Raw genomic sequence first — 15,514 nt, 5'->3', positions numbered from 1 at the left:
CGAGCCGTTCTCGGCGCTCGACGTGCTGACGGCCGAGACGCTGCGTACCGACCTGCTCGATCTGTGGACGCAAGGGCGCATGCCGATCAAGTCGGTGTTGATCGTCACGCACAACATCGAGGAAGCGGTGTTCATGTGCGACCGCATCCTCGTGCTGTCGTCGAATCCGGGCCGCGTGATCGCCGAGATCAAGGTGCCGTTCAAGCATCCGCGCAACCGGCTCGACCCGGCGTTCCGCAAGCTGGTCGACGACATCTACGCGAAGATGACCGCGCGCCAGACCAACGAGGCGACGAAGAAGGGGCTGGAGCTCGGCAGCTGGCTGCCGCAGGTGTCGACCAACCTGATGGCCGGCCTGATCGAGACGCTCGCGATGGCGCCGTACCACGGCCGCGCGGACATGCCGGAAATCGCGCGCACGCTGCATCTGGAAGTCGACGACCTGTTCCCGATCGCCGAAGTGCTGCAGTACCTCGGCTTCGCGGACGTGCGCGAAGGGGACGTGTTCCTCACGCCGCCGGGGCGCGTATTCGCGGAATTCGGCACGCAGGAGCGCAAGCTGATGTTCGCGGATCACCTGCTGAAGCACGTGCCGCTCGCCGCACGGATCAAGAAGGTGCTGAACGAGCGTCCGGGCCATCGCGCGCCGCGCGTGCGCTTCGAGCAGGAGCTGGAGGATTTCCTGTCGGACGGCGCGGCAGAGGAGACGCTCGACGCGGTGATCGACTGGGGGCGCTACGGCGAGATCTTCTCGTACAACGACCAGACGGAGATTTTCAGTCTCGAGGACGTCGAGTCCTGAAGCCGGCGGAGCATTCGGGCGCCTGTCGCCCGGATGCCGGTTCCGCGCTGCGAGCCGGCCGCTTCGCGTCGGCGCGGCTTCACGCCGGCTGGCGCAAGGCCGGTGCAACGCATCCGTGCGGCTGCCCGGCCGATGCGACGCCCGCGGCGCGTGGGCGCTCCAGCGGGCGCCCGTGAGCGAGAACAACGGGCGACGCGTACACCCCTTACTGCAGATTCCCCCACCGGTCGACCGCCGGCTCCGCCGCCGCCCACTTCCAGCGGGTGCCTTGCTGGCATGCACTGGCGAAATACCAGTCGGCCTTGTCGCCGTCCTTCACCGAGAACGCGAATTCCTTGCACAGCGCGAGCGCCGATGAAAACGCGCGCGTGACGCGCACTTCGCCTTCGCCGTTTTCCAGCGGAAGCATGTTCTTCACCTTCCACGGCTTCACTTCGCCGACGGCGAGGCTGCCGGCCGTCTTCGCGATGGCATCCTGCTGGTTCTGATGGAGTTGCTTCATCGTGCGGTTGACGGCTTCGTCGGTCGCGGCCTGCACGGCAATCCCGACACCGACGCCCACCGCGGGATTCGCGGTGACGAGGCCCGTCGCCGCGCCGGCAAGCGCGCCGCTCGCCGCGCCGACCGATCCGCAGCCCGACAGCGTGGCCGCCGCCGCGCAAAGCGCGCCGACTGCCGCGATACGCATCGCGACGCTCATTGCAGCGCGCCCCAGCGTTCGGTCGCCGGCTCGGCCGACGCCCATTTCCACACGGGGCCGTCACGGCAGATCGTCGCGATGTAGAACGCCGATTGCGCGGCCTTGTCGGCCTTCGCCGGCGTGTCGACCGCGAACACGATTTCCTTGCAGTCGAGCGGGCCGATGCTGATCATCCGGCTCACCGTCACGCGACCCTGCTCGTCGTCCTCGATCGGAAACGAGTGATGCGTCGACCACGGCGCGACGCCGCCCACGTCGAGCGGGCCGGCCGCCTTCGCGATCTGTTCCTGCGAGTAGCGGTGCGCGACGCGTTGCGTGTACTGGACGCCCGCCCGCGCGCCGGCGACGGCGCCCAGGCCGATACCCGTCGCGACGGCGGCGTTGCTGGTGACCTTGGAAGCGATCGCGGCGCCCGCGATACCGGCGCCGGCGGTCGCACCTTCGCTGTACAGCGAGTTGCAGCCGGACAGCAGTGCGGCCGCGGCGGTTGCGGCCAGCACGACGCGCGCCGGCATGCCCCGGCGCGTCGATTCGAAGCGAATGTTCATCCCTGAGTGCAAGTCCTGTCTGGGTGAGCGGCAACGCATGCGCGCCCTCATGCCGCGTCATTGTTTCGCAATTGTCATAGGAAAAATGCAAAGCTTTGACAAATCGCCGGACGGCAAGCCGCGTGCGCGCGCGGCGCCATTGTCGGATAGATGGATGGCGAGGGGTCGAAACGTTACAAATTGAAGGTAATTGTTACCTTGGCGGGCGAGAAAGCGACCTAGACTCTTCATTCATGGAATGTTTCTACGACGGCCCCGAGCCGCGCCGCATATGAGACACCCCGCCATGCGCCGTTCGAAACGGCATTCGCCCCGGCCGCTCGACACGGGGGCCGGCCAACCGGGAGCGGATCGGCCGCATCAGCGAACCGATGCGCCGTCGGCCCCGCCTGCCGGAGCGCCCGCGGTGACGCCGTCCGACGGCGATCACAACCAGGGCGGTGCTCGCCCGGAAGGGCTCGACTATCAACGCGACCTCGGCCAGGAGCAGGACGCCTGATGTCGTGGTCGTCGCATTTCATCGCCGTATTTCATTGCATGTCCCGGATCTGAATCGCCGCGCGGCCGCCGTCGGGCCGCCGCGTCCGCCTTGGCGCGCGCCGCGCGCCAGCCCATCGCATCGCATCGCATCGCATCGAGGAGGGGAAGCCGCATGAGCAGATTGATCGTGGTATCGAACCGTGTCGCCGCCGGCGAGGACACGCGCCCGAGCGCGGGCGGCCTCGCGGTCGGCGTGATGGACGCGCTGAAGGAAACGGGCGGCGTCTGGTTCGGCTGGAACGGCGAGATCGTCGGTGTGCCCGACACCGAGCCCGCGATGCAGCGGGACGGCAACGTCACCTATGCGACGGTCGGGCTGACCCGGCGCGACTACGACCAGTACTACCGGGGTTTCTCGAACGCGACGCTGTGGCCGGTGTTTCACTATCGCGGCGATCTGGCGCGCTTCGACCGGCGCGAGTATGCGGGCTATCTGCGCGTGAATGCGATGCTCGCGAAGCAGCTCGCCGCGTTGCTGCGTCCCGACGACCTGATCTGGGTGCACGACTACCACTTGCTGCCGTTCGCGCACTACCTGCGCGCACTCGGCGTGAAGAACCCGATCGGCTTCTTCCTGCACATCCCGTTCCCGTCGCCCGACATGCTGCGTCTCGTGCCGCCGCACGAGGAACTCGTGAAATTCATGTGCGCGTACGACGTCGCGGGCTTCCAGACCGAGGCCGACAAGCAGGCATTTACCGACTACATCGAGCGACGCGGGATCGGTGCGGCGAGCGACGACGGAATGCTGCATGCGCACGGCCGCGTCGTGAAGGTCGCCGCCTATCCGATCGGCGTGCATCCTGACGCGATCGCGCAGGCGGCCGTCCAGTACGGCGCGCGCAAGCCGGTGAAAATGCTGCGCGAGGCGCTCGACGGACGCAGGCTGGTGATGAGCGTCGACCGCCTCGATTATTCGAAGGGGCTCGTCGAGCGCTTTCAGGCGTTCGAACGGATGCTCGAGAATGCGCCGGGCTGGCAGGGGCGCGTGTCGCTTCTGCAGATCGCGCCGCCGACGCGCTCCGACGTGCAGACCTATCAGCACATTCGCGAAACGCTCGAAGGCGAGGCCGGCCGCATCAACGGGCGCTTTTCGCAACTCGACTGGACGCCGATCCAGTACCTGAACCGCAAGTACGAACGCAACCTGCTGATGGCGTTCTTCCGGATGTCTCAGGTTGGCTACGTGACGCCGCTGCGCGACGGGATGAATCTGGTTGCCAAGGAGTACGTCGCATCGCAGGATCCCGCCGATCCGGGCGTGCTGGTGCTGTCGGAGTTCGCGGGCGCGGCGGCCGAGCTGACCGGCGCGCTCCTCGTCAATCCGTACGACCTGTCGCAGATGGCCGAGGCGCTCGAGCGCGCGCTGTCGATGCCGCTCGCGGAGCGGCAGGCGCGGCACGCGGAGAACCTCGCGCGGCTGCGCGAACGCGACTTGTCGGTCTGGCGCGATACGTTCGTCGCCGACTTGCGCAGCGTCGCGGCCGCCGCATCGGTGACACGGCGCGTGGGCCGGCGGGCCGCACATGCATGAGCGCGGGCCGGGCATGAGTGCCGCGGACGACGCGACAGACGGGGCCGCCGGCCGCTTCTTCGTCGTGACGGGCGGCCCGGGTTCGGGCAAGAGCACGCTGCTCGACGCGCTGGAGCACGCGGGGTTTGCACGCTCGCAGGAGGCCGGGCGGGGCGTGATTCGCGACCAGATCTCCATCGACGGCCAGGCACTGCCGTGGCGCGACCCGGCCGCGTTCGCCGAACTGATGCTGGGCTGGGAGATGCGCTCGTACCATCTCGCGCGGCACGCGCGCGGGCCGGTGTTCTTCGATCGTGGCGTGCCGGACGTGGTCGGCTACCTGCGGTTGACGGGGCTGGCCGTGCCCGCGCATGCGGACGCCGCGGCCCGGCGGTTCCGCTATCACCGGCGCGTGTTCATCGCGCCGCCGTGGCCCGACATCTACGCGCAGGACGCCGAGCGCCGGCAGGATTTCGCGGAGGCCGTGCGCACTTACGACGCAATGGTCGAGTGCTATACGTCATATGGCTACCGGCTGGTCGAACTGCCGCGCGCGAGCGTGCAGGCGCGCGTGCGCTTCGTGATGGAGGCGCTCGACGCCGCGTGACGATGTGCGGTGGCGAAGGCGGCGCGCGGCGGTATCAGGTCGCCGCGTCCGGACGCGGCGACGCGATGCGCAGCATGCTGACGAGCGCCGCGACGGCCGCGAAGGCCGCGGCGGCATAGAGTGCAATCGTCGGCCCGCGATCGGGCACGAGCCCGAAAATCAGTGCGACGAGCGCGGCGCCGAGCGTCTGCCCGGTCAGACGGGCGGTGCTCAGCATGCCGCCCGCGCCGCCGCTGCGTTCGCGCGGCGCCGATGACAGCATCGCGCGGTTGTTCGGTGACTGGAACAGCCCGAAGCCCGCGCCGCACAGCGCCATCCGCCATACGATGTCGACGGTGCCCGGGTGCGCGCCGATCGTCGCGAGCGACAGCAGCCCGGCCGCGAACAGCGCGAGCCCGATCCCGCCGAGGATGCCGGCCGAATAGCGGTCCGACAGCACGCCCGCGAGCGGGGCGGCGAACACGATCACGAGCGGCCACGGCGTCATGTACAGCCCCGTCTCGACCTGCGAGAAGCCGAGCGAGTTCTGCAGCCAGAACGGCAGCGCGACGAACGCGAGCATCTGCGACGTGAACGACGCCATCGACGTACAGACGGACAGCGCGAACATCGGGATGCGCATCAGGTCGACCGGCAGCAGCGGCGCCGGCTGCGACAACTGGCGCTTCACGAAGAAGTAGCCGATGACGGACGCGACGGCCAGCTCGGCCGCGACGTATGCATGGCTTTCGCCGTGGCCGAGCCCGTCGACGGCGGTGATCAGCAGCCCGAACACGCACGCGTTCATCAGCGCGCCCGGGATATCGTACGGCGCGTCATGCAGCGGGTTGGCCGGCAGCGCGCGCAGGCTGCCGAATACCGCGGCGATGCCGATCGGCACGTTGACCGCGAAGAGCCACGGCCACGACGCGAACGACAGGATCGCGGATGCGACCGTCGGCCCGATCGCCGACGACAGCGCCACGACCATCGCATTGATCGACAGCCCGCGCCCGAGCATCGACGACGGGTAGATCATCCGCACGAGCGCCGCGTTGACGCTCATGATGCCGGCCGCGCCGAACCCCTGGATCACGCGCATCACGGCCAGCGTCGGCAGCGAGCCGGACAGCGCGCAGCCGAGCGATGCCGCGGTAAACAGCGCGAGCCCGGCGATGTAGATGCGTCGATAGCCGATGCGCTCGCCGAGCGACGCGAGCGGCAGCAGCGTGATCGTGACCGCGAGCTGGTAGGCGTTGACGATCCAGATCGACGCGGCGTCGGACGCATGCAGGTCGCGTGCGATCGTCGGCAGGGCGACGTTCGCGATGGCGCCGTCGAGCACGGCGAGCGTGATGCCCAGGGCGACGCAGAGGATCGCCCAGTAGCGTTGCGGAAGCGGCAGGCCGGTATCGGCGTTCATGACGGGACCGAAAGCAGGGTTGTGTGCGCGCCGGGTTGCCGGTTGCGTGCGCAACCATGCAGACGGGTGGAGGCGGCGATGAGCGGCCCGGCCGGCGCGGCTGCGCCGGACCGGGGCCGGTCGAGTGTATCACCGGGCCGCATTGCGCGACGCCGGCGCTCAGCCTTCGAAATCGAGGCCGCCGAGCCGCACGAGCGGATCGGCCTGCGTGCGCGACGCGAGATCGATGTCGCGCGCGCCCTGCCACGCGCCGAGCTTCTTCGGCAGCGCGGCCAGGTAGTGTTCGAAGCGTTGCGGACCGTCCGGCTCCATCAGTCGTTCGATTTCGTCGGTATCCCAGGTCAGCTCGAGGTTCAGCGGATGCACGAAGCCGCTCACGTGCTCGTGCGGCGCGCTGCGGATCTGCACGCACGTCGGGTGTCCGTGACCGCCGTAGGGGACGACATCGGTCAGTACGTGATCGGCGAAAACGGCCGCGATCGCCTGGGCGATGCGCGGTGCGAATTCGGTATCGAAACGGCGGGCGGTTTCGGGCTGCATGACGGCGTCTCCTGTATGCCGAAAATCGTAGCACGGCGGCGGCACATTTCGGTGTGCGTGACACGCGTAATGGCGCGTTACCACTTGCTGCATCTATTACCGTCGCGTGCGGCCACAATGCATCGCATCCAGTACCGCTTCGCGTGGGAGCCCATCATGAAAAAAATTGCCGCAGTGTGTGTCCTTGCCGGTTCGCTTGCCGTGGCGGGGCCGGCGTCCGCGCACGGCAGCGACGGCGGCGCCATCGTTGGCGCATTGATCGGCGGCGCGGTATTGGGCGCGATCGTCACGTCCGCGATGAATCCGCCCGTCGCGTATCAGGCGCCTGCGTACCAGGCACCCGCTTATCAGCCGCCGACCTACTACCAGGCGCCCGCGTACCAGCAGCCTGCGTATCCGACATACCAGCAGGCGCAATACCAGGGCGACGGCCCGAACTATTGCTACGACCGCTACCAGCGCGCGTACGTGTGCGGCGCGCCCGTGTCGGGCGGCTACGCGCAACCGGCGGGCTGGTAAGCGGGCCGGCGCGCGCCGCGCGAATCGTCGGTGCCGGCCGGCGCGCACCGACGTCTGCCTTGCTGCACCCGACGACAAAAGGCCCTCGCTGCATGCGAGGGCCTTGGTTTTTGTGCGGCCGTTCGTTTGCTCGCGTGACGCGCCGATCGTTAGCGGCCGGCGGCCCGTGTGCGGATACAAACGGTTGCAAATGCACGTCAGTGGCGATGGCCACCACCACCGCCTCCGCCGCCGTTCCAGTCGCCGCGGCGTCCACCGCCGTGTCCCCAGCCGTTGCCGCGGTTGCCGTCCCAGCGAGGGTAGTCGCGTCGGCCGCGATCCCAGTTGCGTCCGCCGCCACCGCCCCAGATATTGACCGTGCCGTACACCGGTGACGGGCCGTACGCGTAGCCGGGCGACGCGTAGTAGGGCTGTCCGTAGCCATATCCGGCATCCGGGGCGACGACGCAACCGGCCAGCAGGGTTGCGACGCCGGCGGCAGCAATGAGCTTCAGCATGATGTTCTCCGTTGGTCGCCTTATAAGTACCGCGCAAGGAGATTGCAGGCTGTTTGCAATTGTGTCGTCAAATTACGGCGCCGTAAGGTTGTGCGGTGAAAGTGTTAGCATCCTGGGCTCATTTGTTCTGTTTTTCGGGAGTACATCGATGAAATTCGCGATCCGGGCCGCACTGGCCGCCTTCTGCGTGACGACTGCCGCTGCCTGCATGGCAGGGCCTGCTTCGGCGCCCGCCGTGACGGCCGAGTCGATCAAGATGTTTCCGCAGGCCGCGGCCGGCCAGCAGCGCGTCGTGATCGCGCTGCCCGCGCTCGAGAACGAGGGCGATGCGCGCGTCGAACTGATGATCGGCAAGACGCTGCAGACGGACTGCAACCAGCAGTGGTTCGGCGGCGAGCTGACCGCCGAGGACGTGAAGGGCTGGGGCTACACGTACTATCAGCTGACCGACGTGAAGGGGCCGGCATCGACGCTGATGGCTTGCCCGGGCCAGGCGCCGCAGCAACGGTTCGTGCAGGTGCGCAACGACGGCCAGCTGCTGCGCTACAACAGCCGCCTGCCGCTCGTCGTCTATGTGCCGGACGGTTTCGAGGTGCGCTATCGCGTGTGGCATGCGTCGCAGGACGTGCAGCACGCGGCGAAGCAGTAACGCGTTGGTGCGGCTGCGCGTGGTGTGCCGCTACGCGCTGCCCGTCCCGACGAGTGCTGGCCAAGCAGCCAGTGCGGCCAGCGCGATGGCCTCCAGGTCGCGACGGCTCGCGCCGTCACGTGCCTGGATCGACATGCCCTGCTGGACCGTCACGTAGTACCGCGCGATCGCGTCGAGGTTCGCATGCGCCGAAATCTCGCCGGTTGCGACGCCTTGCCGGAGGCGCTCGTGCAGATAGCCGACCGTGCCCTCGCGCATGGCGATCAGTGTCTGCCGGACCGTATCGGAGCGCTCGGCCGGATGCAGTGCCGACAGCACGACCAGGCAGCCGGCCGGTTTCGACCGCCGCGTGAACACGCGTGCGGTATTGATCAGGTAGTGGCGCACGGCGTCGTGCGCGCTCTCGGCCTTCTCGACGTCATCCCAGATTTCCCGTGCCTCCGTTGCGCCGTAGCGCTCGAGCGCCTGCCGGAACAACGCTTCCTTGCTGCCGAACGCCGCGTACAGGCTCGGCGACGCGATGCCCATCGCGGCCGTCAGGTCGGTCATCGACGCGCCCTCGTAGCCGAGGCGCCAGAACATCTCCATCGCGCGATCCAGCGCCGCTTCCTTGTCGAAGCCTCTTGGTCGGCCCCGTTCAGCCATTGCGTCCGTTCCTTCGTCGATATCTGTATCGATCGATAAAATAAATCATTTGACTGTGGCGCACAACTCGCCACATTCTGTGTCGGTCGATACATAAATCAGAAAAGGAACCGACATGACTCGACTTCAGGGCAAGCGCGCGCTCGTCACGGGCGGCAGCCGCGGCATCGGGGCGGCGATCGCGAAACGGCTGGCGGCCGATGGCGCGGACGTTGCGATTACTTATGAGAAATCGGCTGAGCGGGCGCAGGCCATCGTCGCCGGCATCGAGGCGATGGGCCGCCGGTCCGTCGCGATCCAGGCGGACAGCGCCGATCCGGCTGCCGTGCGGGATGCGGTCGATCGCGCGGCCGAGACGCTCGGCGGTCTCGACATCCTCGTCAACAACGCGGGGATTTTCCAGGGGCGCGCGCTGAGCGACTTGACGTTCGACGATATCGACGCGACGCTGAATGTGAACGTGCGCGCGGTGATCGTCGCGTCGCAGGCCGCGGCGCGGCATCTTGGAGAGGGTGGGCGCATCGTGTCGATCGGCAGTGGCCTCGCGACGCGCGTGCCCGACGCGGGAATGGGCCTCTATGCGGCGAGCAAGGCCGCGCTGATCGGCTGGACGCAGGGGCTCGCACGCGATCTGGGCCCGCGCGGCATAACCGCCAATGTCGTGCATCCGGGTTCGACGGACACCGACATGAATCCGGCCGACAGCGAACATGCGAACGCGCAGCGTTCGCGGATGGCGATTCCGCAGTACGGCAAGGCCGACGACGTAGCGGCGCTCGTGGCGTTCGTCGTCGGTCCGGAAGGCCGGTCGATCAACGGGACCGGGTTGACGATCGACGGCGGCGCGAATGCTTGAATGCGCACACCCGGCGTGATTGGGCCGGGCGGCACGGCATTCGTTATCGGCAGCCGAGCCGTCGATGCTCGGCTTCGAGGTCGGCCCGCCTGTCGTAAGCGCGCAGTTCGTTGCGTGGCTTGCCGTCCGGGCTGATGCCGCGCACGATCTTCTGGCCGCGATCGGGCGTGTGTGTGACGGCGTCGATGCCGGCGGCCAGTTCCCGGCAGCGCGAGTGGGATGGCGCGTTTTCCTGGTGCGGTGTTGCGGCACTCGTGATGTTGGCGACGCCAGGGCTGACGTAGCGCTGCGTGGCGGGCGAGGTGGGGGTGTCGGTGGCGCTGGCCGTGGCAGGCAGGGATGAAAACGCGACGAGTGCCGCGATCGTTCGAACCATTGGCGAAATCCGGATGCTGGAGAAAGTTCGGAATTCTACGCAATCGCGGGCGGGGGGACGTCGCAGGCGGACTCAATGCGATCGTGTGTCGCAGGTCGTGCCTGCAGCTGGAATGCGCCACCGTTCGGGCGTGACGCCGTGTGCGAGCTGGACGCCCGGACAGCAAAAAGCCCGCTTGCTTTCGCAGAGCGGGCTTCGGTATTGGTTGCGGGGGTAGGATTTGAACCTACGACCTTCGGGTTATGAGCCCGACGAGCTGCCAGACTGCTCCACCCCGCGGCGCGAAGTGTACTTTGGTCGGTGTGGGAGAGTCAACCGATTTGTGAATTTTGCTGAAAGGCGCAGCGATAGTCACGGCGCTGTGCGGTCCTCTGTCGCTTTGGGTCTTGCTGGAAGCTCGGCCTTGTATGCCATAGGACTCAAGCTAAGCTGCGCGGTCAGATCGCCTGCAAGGACGAATGCTTGTGCTGACTGAGCGTTGCGATCAAATTGATACAGTCGATACAAGACATAGGCTTCCGGCTTCTTGGCGCTGAACGCGAGTTCGTTGGGCGAGATATAAAAGGCTGTATGAGCGTCGCCTTGGGTCGTCTTTACTTCAATATACCGATCGCGTCCATCGGGTTGAAAAGATCGGATGTCATATCCTGCGCCGTCGCCTTCCACCACTGAGACGTGCGTTACTCGATCTGCCAGATCGTTGCGGCCAGCAGCGATAAGTGTAGTTTTCTCATGCTCGACTACCAGCAGTTCACCTTCCAAGCCTAGTGCCCGATTTCGAGCGTCTTGCGCAGAATAGTCAGGCGACTTCCTGCGACGGAAGTCTTCGGACGCTACACCTTCTCGGGAACGCCTCGGTAACGTTGGATCTACAAATGTGATGCCTACTGGGGGCGAGGATGCGGCCTCAGCGGGTATAGAACTATCGACCGTTGGGGTTAAGGCAATTCGATCTAGTACTTCCTTGGGGGCCGGCCATTCGCGCAGTTGCCACTGGAAGTGCACAGGTTTTTCTCGCAGGGCATCGTGCGTAACGTAGCTGATCGTTCCCAGGTAGCAGTAGGGCGCGCGGCGTTTCGTGCGCAGAAACAAGTGAATATTATTGACTCGCTCGTCGTGACGAATCAGTTCACGGATCACGTCGTCAGCAACTCGCTGATTGGGTTGAGACTGCCAGCTTAGAACGCCGCTTTCCGTGATCGACTCATCAAAAACGTGATCCCCTTGCGCTTGCCCAAACGTAACAAAAAACACCCAATCTCCACTTCGAGAAGGGACTCGGACCATGCCCTGAAGTCCCCAGGTTCCCGCTTGGGGTGTGAATTTCGTATCGGGAGAAAAAATAGCGTGGACATCTTCGCGGCTGTAGTCGTTCCAAAGCGTCAGGTTTGGCATATATGGACAAGCTGTGCATTAAAGGTCGTGGCATCAGTTATCTCATAATACATATCTGCCTCTGCTGTAGCACCCCTCATTCTCATGCTTTCTTTGCTCTTCAGGGCCCGTGCGGCGACGTTGCCGATGGCGGCTCTGGTGGCGCGACTTCAGATTGGAATGGGTGTCACCGACGTATGTTGTCTCAAATTTCTGATATCAACAGATTCCCCGGCTACCACTGAGCAACTTTGGGTATTAGCGGGAGTCAGACGGCCGCCAGACGGGCTTGAGCAGGGAGGTTCTTGGTGATCTTGGGGAAGGTTTGGAACCTGACTGGTCCCCCGACAGAATTCATGTTTCTATCATGGGCGAGCGTTTCGGGCGGATTTGTTGGATATATGCCCCCAAAAATGCCCCTGATTGACCGTTGCCACTGAGATTCAAGCTATATGGTCACCGGGGACAATCGGATTGCCGGAGATCCCCAACTGTGCCTAAATTATCGGCGGAATAACAATAGAAATCGGGGAACGAATGAGCGAGACCACTGCGGCCGCCGAGGCGGCACCAATTCCGAGCGTGGCGCCGAGTGTCACTATCGACGCTGCAGCACTCCGGCTGCTCCGATGGAGCCATGATCAGTCTTTGCTTCGACCAGAAGCGTACTTCCCCGGCGAGGAATACGGTCACCCCGAGTTTGACCAGATGTCCGATCGCGCAGTTGCCTTCCTTCGTCAGAAGCAAATTCGGTTTGTGGGAGTGAACGAAGCCAGAAGCGAGATTTCGATCTTTCTTCAAAAGGCTGCGCCTGGAGAACGGTTGTTGAAGTCGTTGCCGGCCGAGGCAGACGGGTATCGATTGCGTTTTCGCCAAGGGAATCCGGAAGCAGTGTCACCGACAACGGTTGCTGAGGCAGCGACGCCGTGTGCGATTCACATCGCGAACGGCGGGCTCTACTACACGTGTGGGAGCTCGATTTCAGTTGGTAACGCCCGAGCGGCAGGTACGCTCGGCTGCTTGCTACGCGACGGGGCGGGACAGCTCTTCGGGTTCTCCAACAATCACGTGTCAGCGGGGTGCAACTACTCTCCGAATGGGCTGCCGATTTTGGCGCCAGGGGTGTTAGACGTGTCGCCGCACAATCCCCATCCGTTCACGATCGGATATCACGATCGCCAACTGACGATGCTCATGGGGGATCCGACAGTGGTGAACTCGCAGCAGAATCAAGACGCGGCTGTATTTCGCATCGCCGACGAGAGCCGTGTGTCATCGATGCAGCAGAGCTTCTATGACTCGCCTTCCACGGCGATCGCTCTCGCACCGGGGATGGAAGTAGAAAAGGTTGGGCGCTCGTCCGGCCATACACAGGGACGCGTCATATCACGAGTGATCGGGCCGTCGGAGATCACGTATTCTGCCCCCCAATATAATTTCAACGGTGTCGTATACTTCGACAACATGTACTGGGTACATGGCATCGGTGACCGTTTCTCGGAGGCTGGAGACTCGGGGTCGCTTGTAGTCCACACCGACGCAACGGGGCAACGCCACGCTGTTGGGGTTGTCGTGGCCGGCGGCGCGGATTCGTCTGCACCTGGCGGAAAGATCTCGATGATCATGCCCATCATGCCGATCTTGGCACTTCTTGGAATGGACCTAGTATCCGGACACAATGTCTAACTTTTATGGACGCTTCTGACGCAGCTCAGCACTTGTACGACGCCTTGGTGGCTCCGAGAGGAACCGTCAATGTCGCCGCTGTGCCTGATTCTGGCAGGGGTTACGCTTTGGTGGTTTGGGTCTCACCAGGGTTTGTATTGCAGAACGTGCCTGATGAATTTGATGGCTACCCAGTGCATGTTAAAGCTCGACCGCGATTTCGCGCAGAATCGCGGCCGTGACCAGTCAGTGATCTACCCAAAGCCCCGCCTCGAGCGGGGCTTTTCACATCTGAAGCACTACGCGATGATGACGTCGTTTGCGACCCGGAGCGTTCCATGCCTGCCATCAAATTGCGCATACCCCGAGAAGACGTTTTCGAGTTCAACGATGACTTGTCTGCGTGGTCGGCGGCCAGCGGCATCGATCCTCTGTTGACGTTGGGAGCGGAGCCGCATCGGACGACCAACGTGTCGTCTCCTACGCTGTACGTTGCAGAGGTCGACGAATCGTTTTTCGAACAGTACCCGCGGTGGCGTCAGTTCGTGGAGCGTTGACTGCCGGCGCCGTGAATTTGGCGATCGTTTCAATCGCGGCGAGGGGGCGATGATGCGCGCGCTTCGTATGAAAGACGTCGTTGAGAAGGTCGGACTCGGCCAATCGACGCTTTACCGAATGATCTTGGCGGGCACGTTCCCGAAACCATTCGAGCTCGTGCCGGGCCGTACGGCATGGCTCGAATCAGATATCGACGCTTGGCTGGCCGCGAAGGCTGACGTGAGTCAGGAGCCTTCTGCCGCTGCGCCAACGAAGAACGATCGCGAACGCATTGACGAACTGGCACGCAAGATCGCTTCACGGCTTACGCCGCACGCGCTCTGGGATCTCGCTGAGGTCGCGGAGTACCTTCACCGCAGTGCGCAACACACGCGGCAATGGATTGTCACGCTGGACGGATTTCCTGGGCCGATCCGAATTCCGTCAGGCAAGAGCGCCGCTGAACGCGCACATCCGCTCTGGCGCGCGAAAGACGTGATCGCGTGGGCGGAAAGTCACGTCGAGTCATAAGCTGCTTCATCGAGATGCCGACCGATTCCATGGATAACGTAGACGAACTGGTGAAGCGACTTCGAGCACGTATGGGCGGCAGCTCGAGCCGTGAGCGCTCGCTCGACTGGCGCGCTGCGGATGCGATTGAAATGCTGCAGGCTAGAGCAGTTGAGTTGGAGCAGGAGAATGCGCGCCTTCGCGCCGTGAACCAGGCTCGAGCTGAGGTGCCCGACGACCGTGCGCCGCTCGAGCAGCCAGAAATGGCGAGGGAGGCCGCGGTACCTCTGGTACGCGCGCTGAGCTTGCAAGACGCGGCCGAATTACTCGGCGTCTCCTATGGAACAGTCTTCGAAAACCGGCGGAAGCTCGGGTTCTCTCAAGTCGGGCGCCAGTGGCGCATCTGGCCCGACGTGCTGCGCGAGTCTCTGAAAAATCGAGCAACTCCGCAGGAGCGCCGCTCATATCGCGTTGACGGAACGCTGCCGCGAGACTCGATCTCTCGAGAAGCAGTGAATCGAATCATCGATCCCCAAAAGGCCGCTCGCGAACTGGACGAACTCTTGGCTACCTTGAAGGACAAGATTCGTAAGCGCCCTAGGTAAAGGTACGCTCAAACATGGCGTGTAGGCGACTGACGCGGCAGTCTGATGTGTATAGAATCGAGACAGTCGGGTGTGCGGGCAGCTTTCCGATTCGCAGCGACAGCTATCCCGCGATCGTCTGCACTCCCGACCCTTTCTGCGCCGGCTATGCAGGGTGCAAAGCAGCATCTACCTGTTCGATCGGCATCATGCCGCACCGGTTCAAACGCAGCGTCCCGGCCTTGATCATGTTGTGCACGGTGCGTGCGCTTACGCCGAGCATTTCTGCCGCTTGCTTTTGGTTGACCTGCGCAGGTCGAGGATGGCGACCCGCGTACAGTTCGACCGCTCGTAGAGCGATGCGTAGCTCCCGATCCTCGTCGATGCCGTGGTTGCCCGATTTATCGCCACCTTTGCTGACGAAGGTGCCGATCCTGGAGCGAAGCCATTCGTCGAAGTTGATCGACAGATCTCCGTGTAGGTTGCGCTGCATCGTGACCTCCTTGTGCTGTTTTGTAGTGGTCAACCAACCCCGGACACTGCGTTAAGTTTTTCTTCCGCAACAGCCGGCGCCAGTCCGTCATTGAACTGATGCGGCCGTATCCAGTTGTACCGATGCATCAGGTAGTGGCTGATATCCCGGTGTGCTT

20 protein-coding genes, 1 tRNA gene and 1 pseudogene are annotated in these 15,514 nt (G+C 64.4%); 11 read left to right on the top strand and 11 right to left on the bottom strand.

The annotated features are described in order from the left end of the window. Window positions 1–802 (top strand): ABC transporter ATP-binding protein (locus GQ56_RS0137790; RefSeq protein WP_031403577.1); only part of this gene is annotated, 802 nt, incomplete at its 5' end. Window positions 803–1,007: 205 nt separating this feature from the next. Here the strand turns inward: GQ56_RS0137790 and GQ56_RS0137785 are convergent. Continuing rightward, the gene (locus GQ56_RS0137785; protein ID WP_031403576.1) at window positions 1,008–1,502 is read right to left on the bottom strand and encodes a hypothetical protein; all 495 of its coding nucleotides are present in this window, start codon (window positions 1,500–1,502) and stop codon (window positions 1,008–1,010) included. Beyond that, window positions 1,499–2,050 (bottom strand): hypothetical protein, encoded by a 552-nt coding sequence (locus tag GQ56_RS0137780; RefSeq protein ID WP_052001334.1) that lies wholly within the window; start codon window positions 2,048–2,050, stop codon window positions 1,499–1,501. Before GQ56_RS0137780 ends, GQ56_RS0137785 begins: the two co-directional genes overlap by 4 nt. 286 nt (window positions 2,051–2,336) lie before the next feature. Between GQ56_RS0137780 and GQ56_RS0137775 the strand changes: the two genes are divergently transcribed. The 3 genes from GQ56_RS0137775 to GQ56_RS0137765 all read left to right on the top strand — a co-directional run bounded on the left by GQ56_RS0137775 (window position 2,337) and on the right by GQ56_RS0137765 (window position 4,710). After that, a complete protein-coding gene (locus GQ56_RS0137775; protein WP_031403574.1) occupies window positions 2,337–2,549 on the top strand; it encodes a hypothetical protein in 213 nt (70 codons plus the stop codon). Between the two features lie 153 nt (window positions 2,550–2,702). Then, window positions 2,703–4,124 (top strand): alpha,alpha-trehalose-phosphate synthase (UDP-forming), encoded by a 1,422-nt coding sequence (gene otsA / locus GQ56_RS0137770; protein ID WP_031403573.1) that lies wholly within the window; start codon window positions 2,703–2,705, stop codon window positions 4,122–4,124. 13 nt (window positions 4,125–4,137) lie between these two features. After that, window positions 4,138–4,710, top strand: coding sequence for an AAA family ATPase (locus tag GQ56_RS0137765; protein ID WP_235212832.1), 573 nt, complete (start codon window positions 4,138–4,140; stop codon window positions 4,708–4,710). 34 nt (window positions 4,711–4,744) lie between these two features. Here the strand turns inward: GQ56_RS0137765 and GQ56_RS0137760 are convergent, their stop codons facing one another. Then, on the bottom strand, window positions 4,745–6,112 hold the full coding sequence (locus GQ56_RS0137760; RefSeq protein ID WP_031403571.1) for an MFS transporter: 1,368 nt from the start codon (window positions 6,110–6,112) through the stop codon (window positions 4,745–4,747). A gap of 159 nt (window positions 6,113–6,271) precedes the next feature. After that, complete coding sequence (locus GQ56_RS0137755) at window positions 6,272–6,652, bottom strand: DUF5594 family protein (RefSeq protein ID WP_031403570.1); 381 nt, start codon at window positions 6,650–6,652, stop codon at window positions 6,272–6,274. A gap of 117 nt (window positions 6,653–6,769) precedes the next feature. On the opposite strand from GQ56_RS0137755, the gene GQ56_RS0137750 reads away from it, so the two are divergent. Continuing rightward, on the top strand, window positions 6,770–7,171 hold the full coding sequence (locus GQ56_RS0137750; protein WP_031403569.1) for a hypothetical protein: 402 nt from the start codon (window positions 6,770–6,772) through the stop codon (window positions 7,169–7,171). Between the two features lie 197 nt (window positions 7,172–7,368). On the opposite strand, the gene GQ56_RS42545 is transcribed toward GQ56_RS0137750, so the two are convergent. Next, the gene (locus GQ56_RS42545) at window positions 7,369–7,668 is read right to left on the bottom strand and encodes a hypothetical protein (RefSeq protein WP_075123117.1); all 300 of its coding nucleotides are present in this window, start codon (window positions 7,666–7,668) and stop codon (window positions 7,369–7,371) included. 148 nt (window positions 7,669–7,816) lie between these two features. Here GQ56_RS42545 and eco point away from each other — a divergent pair, with 148 nt between their 5' ends. Beyond that, window positions 7,817–8,317, top strand: coding sequence for a serine protease inhibitor ecotin (gene eco / locus GQ56_RS0137745; protein ID WP_031403568.1), 501 nt, complete (start codon window positions 7,817–7,819; stop codon window positions 8,315–8,317). 30 nt (window positions 8,318–8,347) lie between these two features. Here the strand turns inward: eco and GQ56_RS0137740 are convergent, their stop codons facing one another. Then, window positions 8,348–8,962, bottom strand: coding sequence for a TetR/AcrR family transcriptional regulator (locus GQ56_RS0137740; protein ID WP_031403567.1), 615 nt, complete (start codon window positions 8,960–8,962; stop codon window positions 8,348–8,350). A 115-nt stretch (window positions 8,963–9,077) separates the two neighbouring features. Between GQ56_RS0137740 and GQ56_RS0137735 the strand changes: the two genes are divergently transcribed. Next, complete coding sequence (locus GQ56_RS0137735) at window positions 9,078–9,818, top strand: SDR family NAD(P)-dependent oxidoreductase (RefSeq protein WP_031403566.1); 741 nt, start codon at window positions 9,078–9,080, stop codon at window positions 9,816–9,818. Between the two features lie 43 nt (window positions 9,819–9,861). Here the strand turns inward: GQ56_RS0137735 and GQ56_RS0137730 are convergent, their stop codons facing one another. The 3 genes from GQ56_RS0137730 to GQ56_RS42540 all read right to left on the bottom strand — a co-directional run bounded on the left by GQ56_RS0137730 (window position 9,862) and on the right by GQ56_RS42540 (window position 11,589). Beyond that, a complete protein-coding gene (locus GQ56_RS0137730; RefSeq protein WP_031403565.1) occupies window positions 9,862–10,194 on the bottom strand; it encodes a hypothetical protein in 333 nt (110 codons plus the stop codon). 202 nt (window positions 10,195–10,396) lie between these two features. Beyond that, window positions 10,397–10,473 (bottom strand) — tRNA-Met (locus GQ56_RS0137725). A gap of 72 nt (window positions 10,474–10,545) precedes the next feature. Next, window positions 10,546–11,589, bottom strand: coding sequence for a DUF3427 domain-containing protein (locus tag GQ56_RS42540; protein ID WP_075123116.1), 1,044 nt, complete (start codon window positions 11,587–11,589; stop codon window positions 10,546–10,548). A 516-nt stretch (window positions 11,590–12,105) separates the two neighbouring features. On the opposite strand from GQ56_RS42540, the gene GQ56_RS45260 reads away from it, so the two are divergent. The 4 genes from GQ56_RS45260 (at window position 12,106) to GQ56_RS0137700 (ending at window position 14,885) form a co-directional block, all read left to right on the top strand. Further along, entirely contained in the window at window positions 12,106–13,254 is a 1,149-nt protein-coding gene (locus GQ56_RS45260; RefSeq protein WP_152601994.1) for a Nal1-like putative serine protease, read from the top strand. Window positions 13,255–13,571: 317 nt separating this feature from the next. Continuing rightward, window positions 13,572–13,790, top strand: a complete 219-nt coding sequence (locus GQ56_RS0137710; protein ID WP_031403563.1) for a hypothetical protein — start codon at window positions 13,572–13,574, stop codon at window positions 13,788–13,790. Window positions 13,791–13,839: 49 nt separating this feature from the next. Beyond that, window positions 13,840–14,301, top strand: a complete 462-nt coding sequence (locus GQ56_RS42535) for a helix-turn-helix transcriptional regulator (protein ID WP_075123115.1) — start codon at window positions 13,840–13,842, stop codon at window positions 14,299–14,301. A gap of 29 nt (window positions 14,302–14,330) precedes the next feature. Then, window positions 14,331–14,885, top strand: a complete 555-nt coding sequence (locus GQ56_RS0137700; protein ID WP_152601993.1) for a helix-turn-helix domain-containing protein — start codon at window positions 14,331–14,333, stop codon at window positions 14,883–14,885. Window positions 14,886–15,030: 145 nt separating this feature from the next. Here the strand turns inward: GQ56_RS0137700 and GQ56_RS0137695 are convergent, their stop codons facing one another. Continuing rightward, window positions 15,031–15,357 (bottom strand): helix-turn-helix domain-containing protein, encoded by a 327-nt coding sequence (locus GQ56_RS0137695; RefSeq protein WP_235212831.1) that lies wholly within the window; start codon window positions 15,355–15,357, stop codon window positions 15,031–15,033. A 29-nt stretch (window positions 15,358–15,386) separates the two neighbouring features. Next, window positions 15,387–15,514: pseudogene (locus GQ56_RS45255) on the bottom strand (IS3 family transposase); the annotation flags it as partial.

Origin of the sequence: Burkholderia paludis (assembly GCF_000732615.1) — a bacterium.
GTDB classification, from domain to species: Bacteria; Pseudomonadota; Gammaproteobacteria; order Burkholderiales; family Burkholderiaceae; genus Burkholderia; species Burkholderia paludis.
The sequence above is the reverse complement of the archived record's forward strand: the minus strand, read 5'-3'. Positions and strand labels throughout refer to the sequence as shown.

Excerpts from the sequence above, each read along its gene's own strand:
- GQ56_RS0137730 (WP_031403565.1), bottom strand. The coding sequence starts at position 10,194 with ATGGTTCGAACGATCGCGGCACTCGTCGCGTTTTCATCCCTGCCTGCC.
- GQ56_RS42540 (WP_075123116.1), bottom strand. The coding sequence starts at position 11,589 with ATGCCAAACCTGACGCTTTGGAACGACTACAGCCGCGAAGATGTCCAC.
- GQ56_RS0137760 (WP_031403571.1), bottom strand. The coding sequence starts at position 6,112 with ATGAACGCCGATACCGGCCTGCCGCTTCCGCAACGCTACTGGGCGATC.
- GQ56_RS0137765 (WP_235212832.1), top strand. The coding sequence starts at position 4,138 with ATGAGTGCCGCGGACGACGCGACAGACGGGGCCGCCGGCCGCTTCTTC.
- GQ56_RS0137735 (WP_031403566.1), top strand. The coding sequence starts at position 9,078 with ATGACTCGACTTCAGGGCAAGCGCGCGCTCGTCACGGGCGGCAGCCGC.
- GQ56_RS0137710 (WP_031403563.1), top strand. The coding sequence starts at position 13,572 with ATGCCTGCCATCAAATTGCGCATACCCCGAGAAGACGTTTTCGAGTTC.
- GQ56_RS0137695 (WP_235212831.1), bottom strand. The coding sequence starts at position 15,357 with ATGCAGCGCAACCTACACGGAGATCTGTCGATCAACTTCGACGAATGG.
- otsA (WP_031403573.1), top strand. The coding sequence starts at position 2,703 with ATGAGCAGATTGATCGTGGTATCGAACCGTGTCGCCGCCGGCGAGGAC.
- GQ56_RS45260 (WP_152601994.1), top strand. The coding sequence starts at position 12,106 with ATGAGCGAGACCACTGCGGCCGCCGAGGCGGCACCAATTCCGAGCGTG.
- GQ56_RS42545 (WP_075123117.1), bottom strand. The coding sequence starts at position 7,668 with ATGCTGAAGCTCATTGCTGCCGCCGGCGTCGCAACCCTGCTGGCCGGT.
- GQ56_RS0137780 (WP_052001334.1), bottom strand. The coding sequence starts at position 2,050 with ATGAACATTCGCTTCGAATCGACGCGCCGGGGCATGCCGGCGCGCGTC.
- GQ56_RS0137700 (WP_152601993.1), top strand. The coding sequence starts at position 14,331 with ATGGATAACGTAGACGAACTGGTGAAGCGACTTCGAGCACGTATGGGC.
- GQ56_RS0137755 (WP_031403570.1), bottom strand. The coding sequence starts at position 6,652 with ATGCAGCCCGAAACCGCCCGCCGTTTCGATACCGAATTCGCACCGCGC.
- GQ56_RS42535 (WP_075123115.1), top strand. The coding sequence starts at position 13,840 with ATGATGCGCGCGCTTCGTATGAAAGACGTCGTTGAGAAGGTCGGACTC.
- eco (WP_031403568.1), top strand. The coding sequence starts at position 7,817 with ATGAAATTCGCGATCCGGGCCGCACTGGCCGCCTTCTGCGTGACGACT.
- GQ56_RS0137740 (WP_031403567.1), bottom strand. The coding sequence starts at position 8,962 with ATGGCTGAACGGGGCCGACCAAGAGGCTTCGACAAGGAAGCGGCGCTG.
- GQ56_RS0137785 (WP_031403576.1), bottom strand. The coding sequence starts at position 1,502 with ATGAGCGTCGCGATGCGTATCGCGGCAGTCGGCGCGCTTTGCGCGGCG.
- GQ56_RS0137750 (WP_031403569.1), top strand. The coding sequence starts at position 6,770 with ATGCATCGCATCCAGTACCGCTTCGCGTGGGAGCCCATCATGAAAAAA.
- GQ56_RS0137775 (WP_031403574.1), top strand. The coding sequence starts at position 2,337 with ATGCGCCGTTCGAAACGGCATTCGCCCCGGCCGCTCGACACGGGGGCC.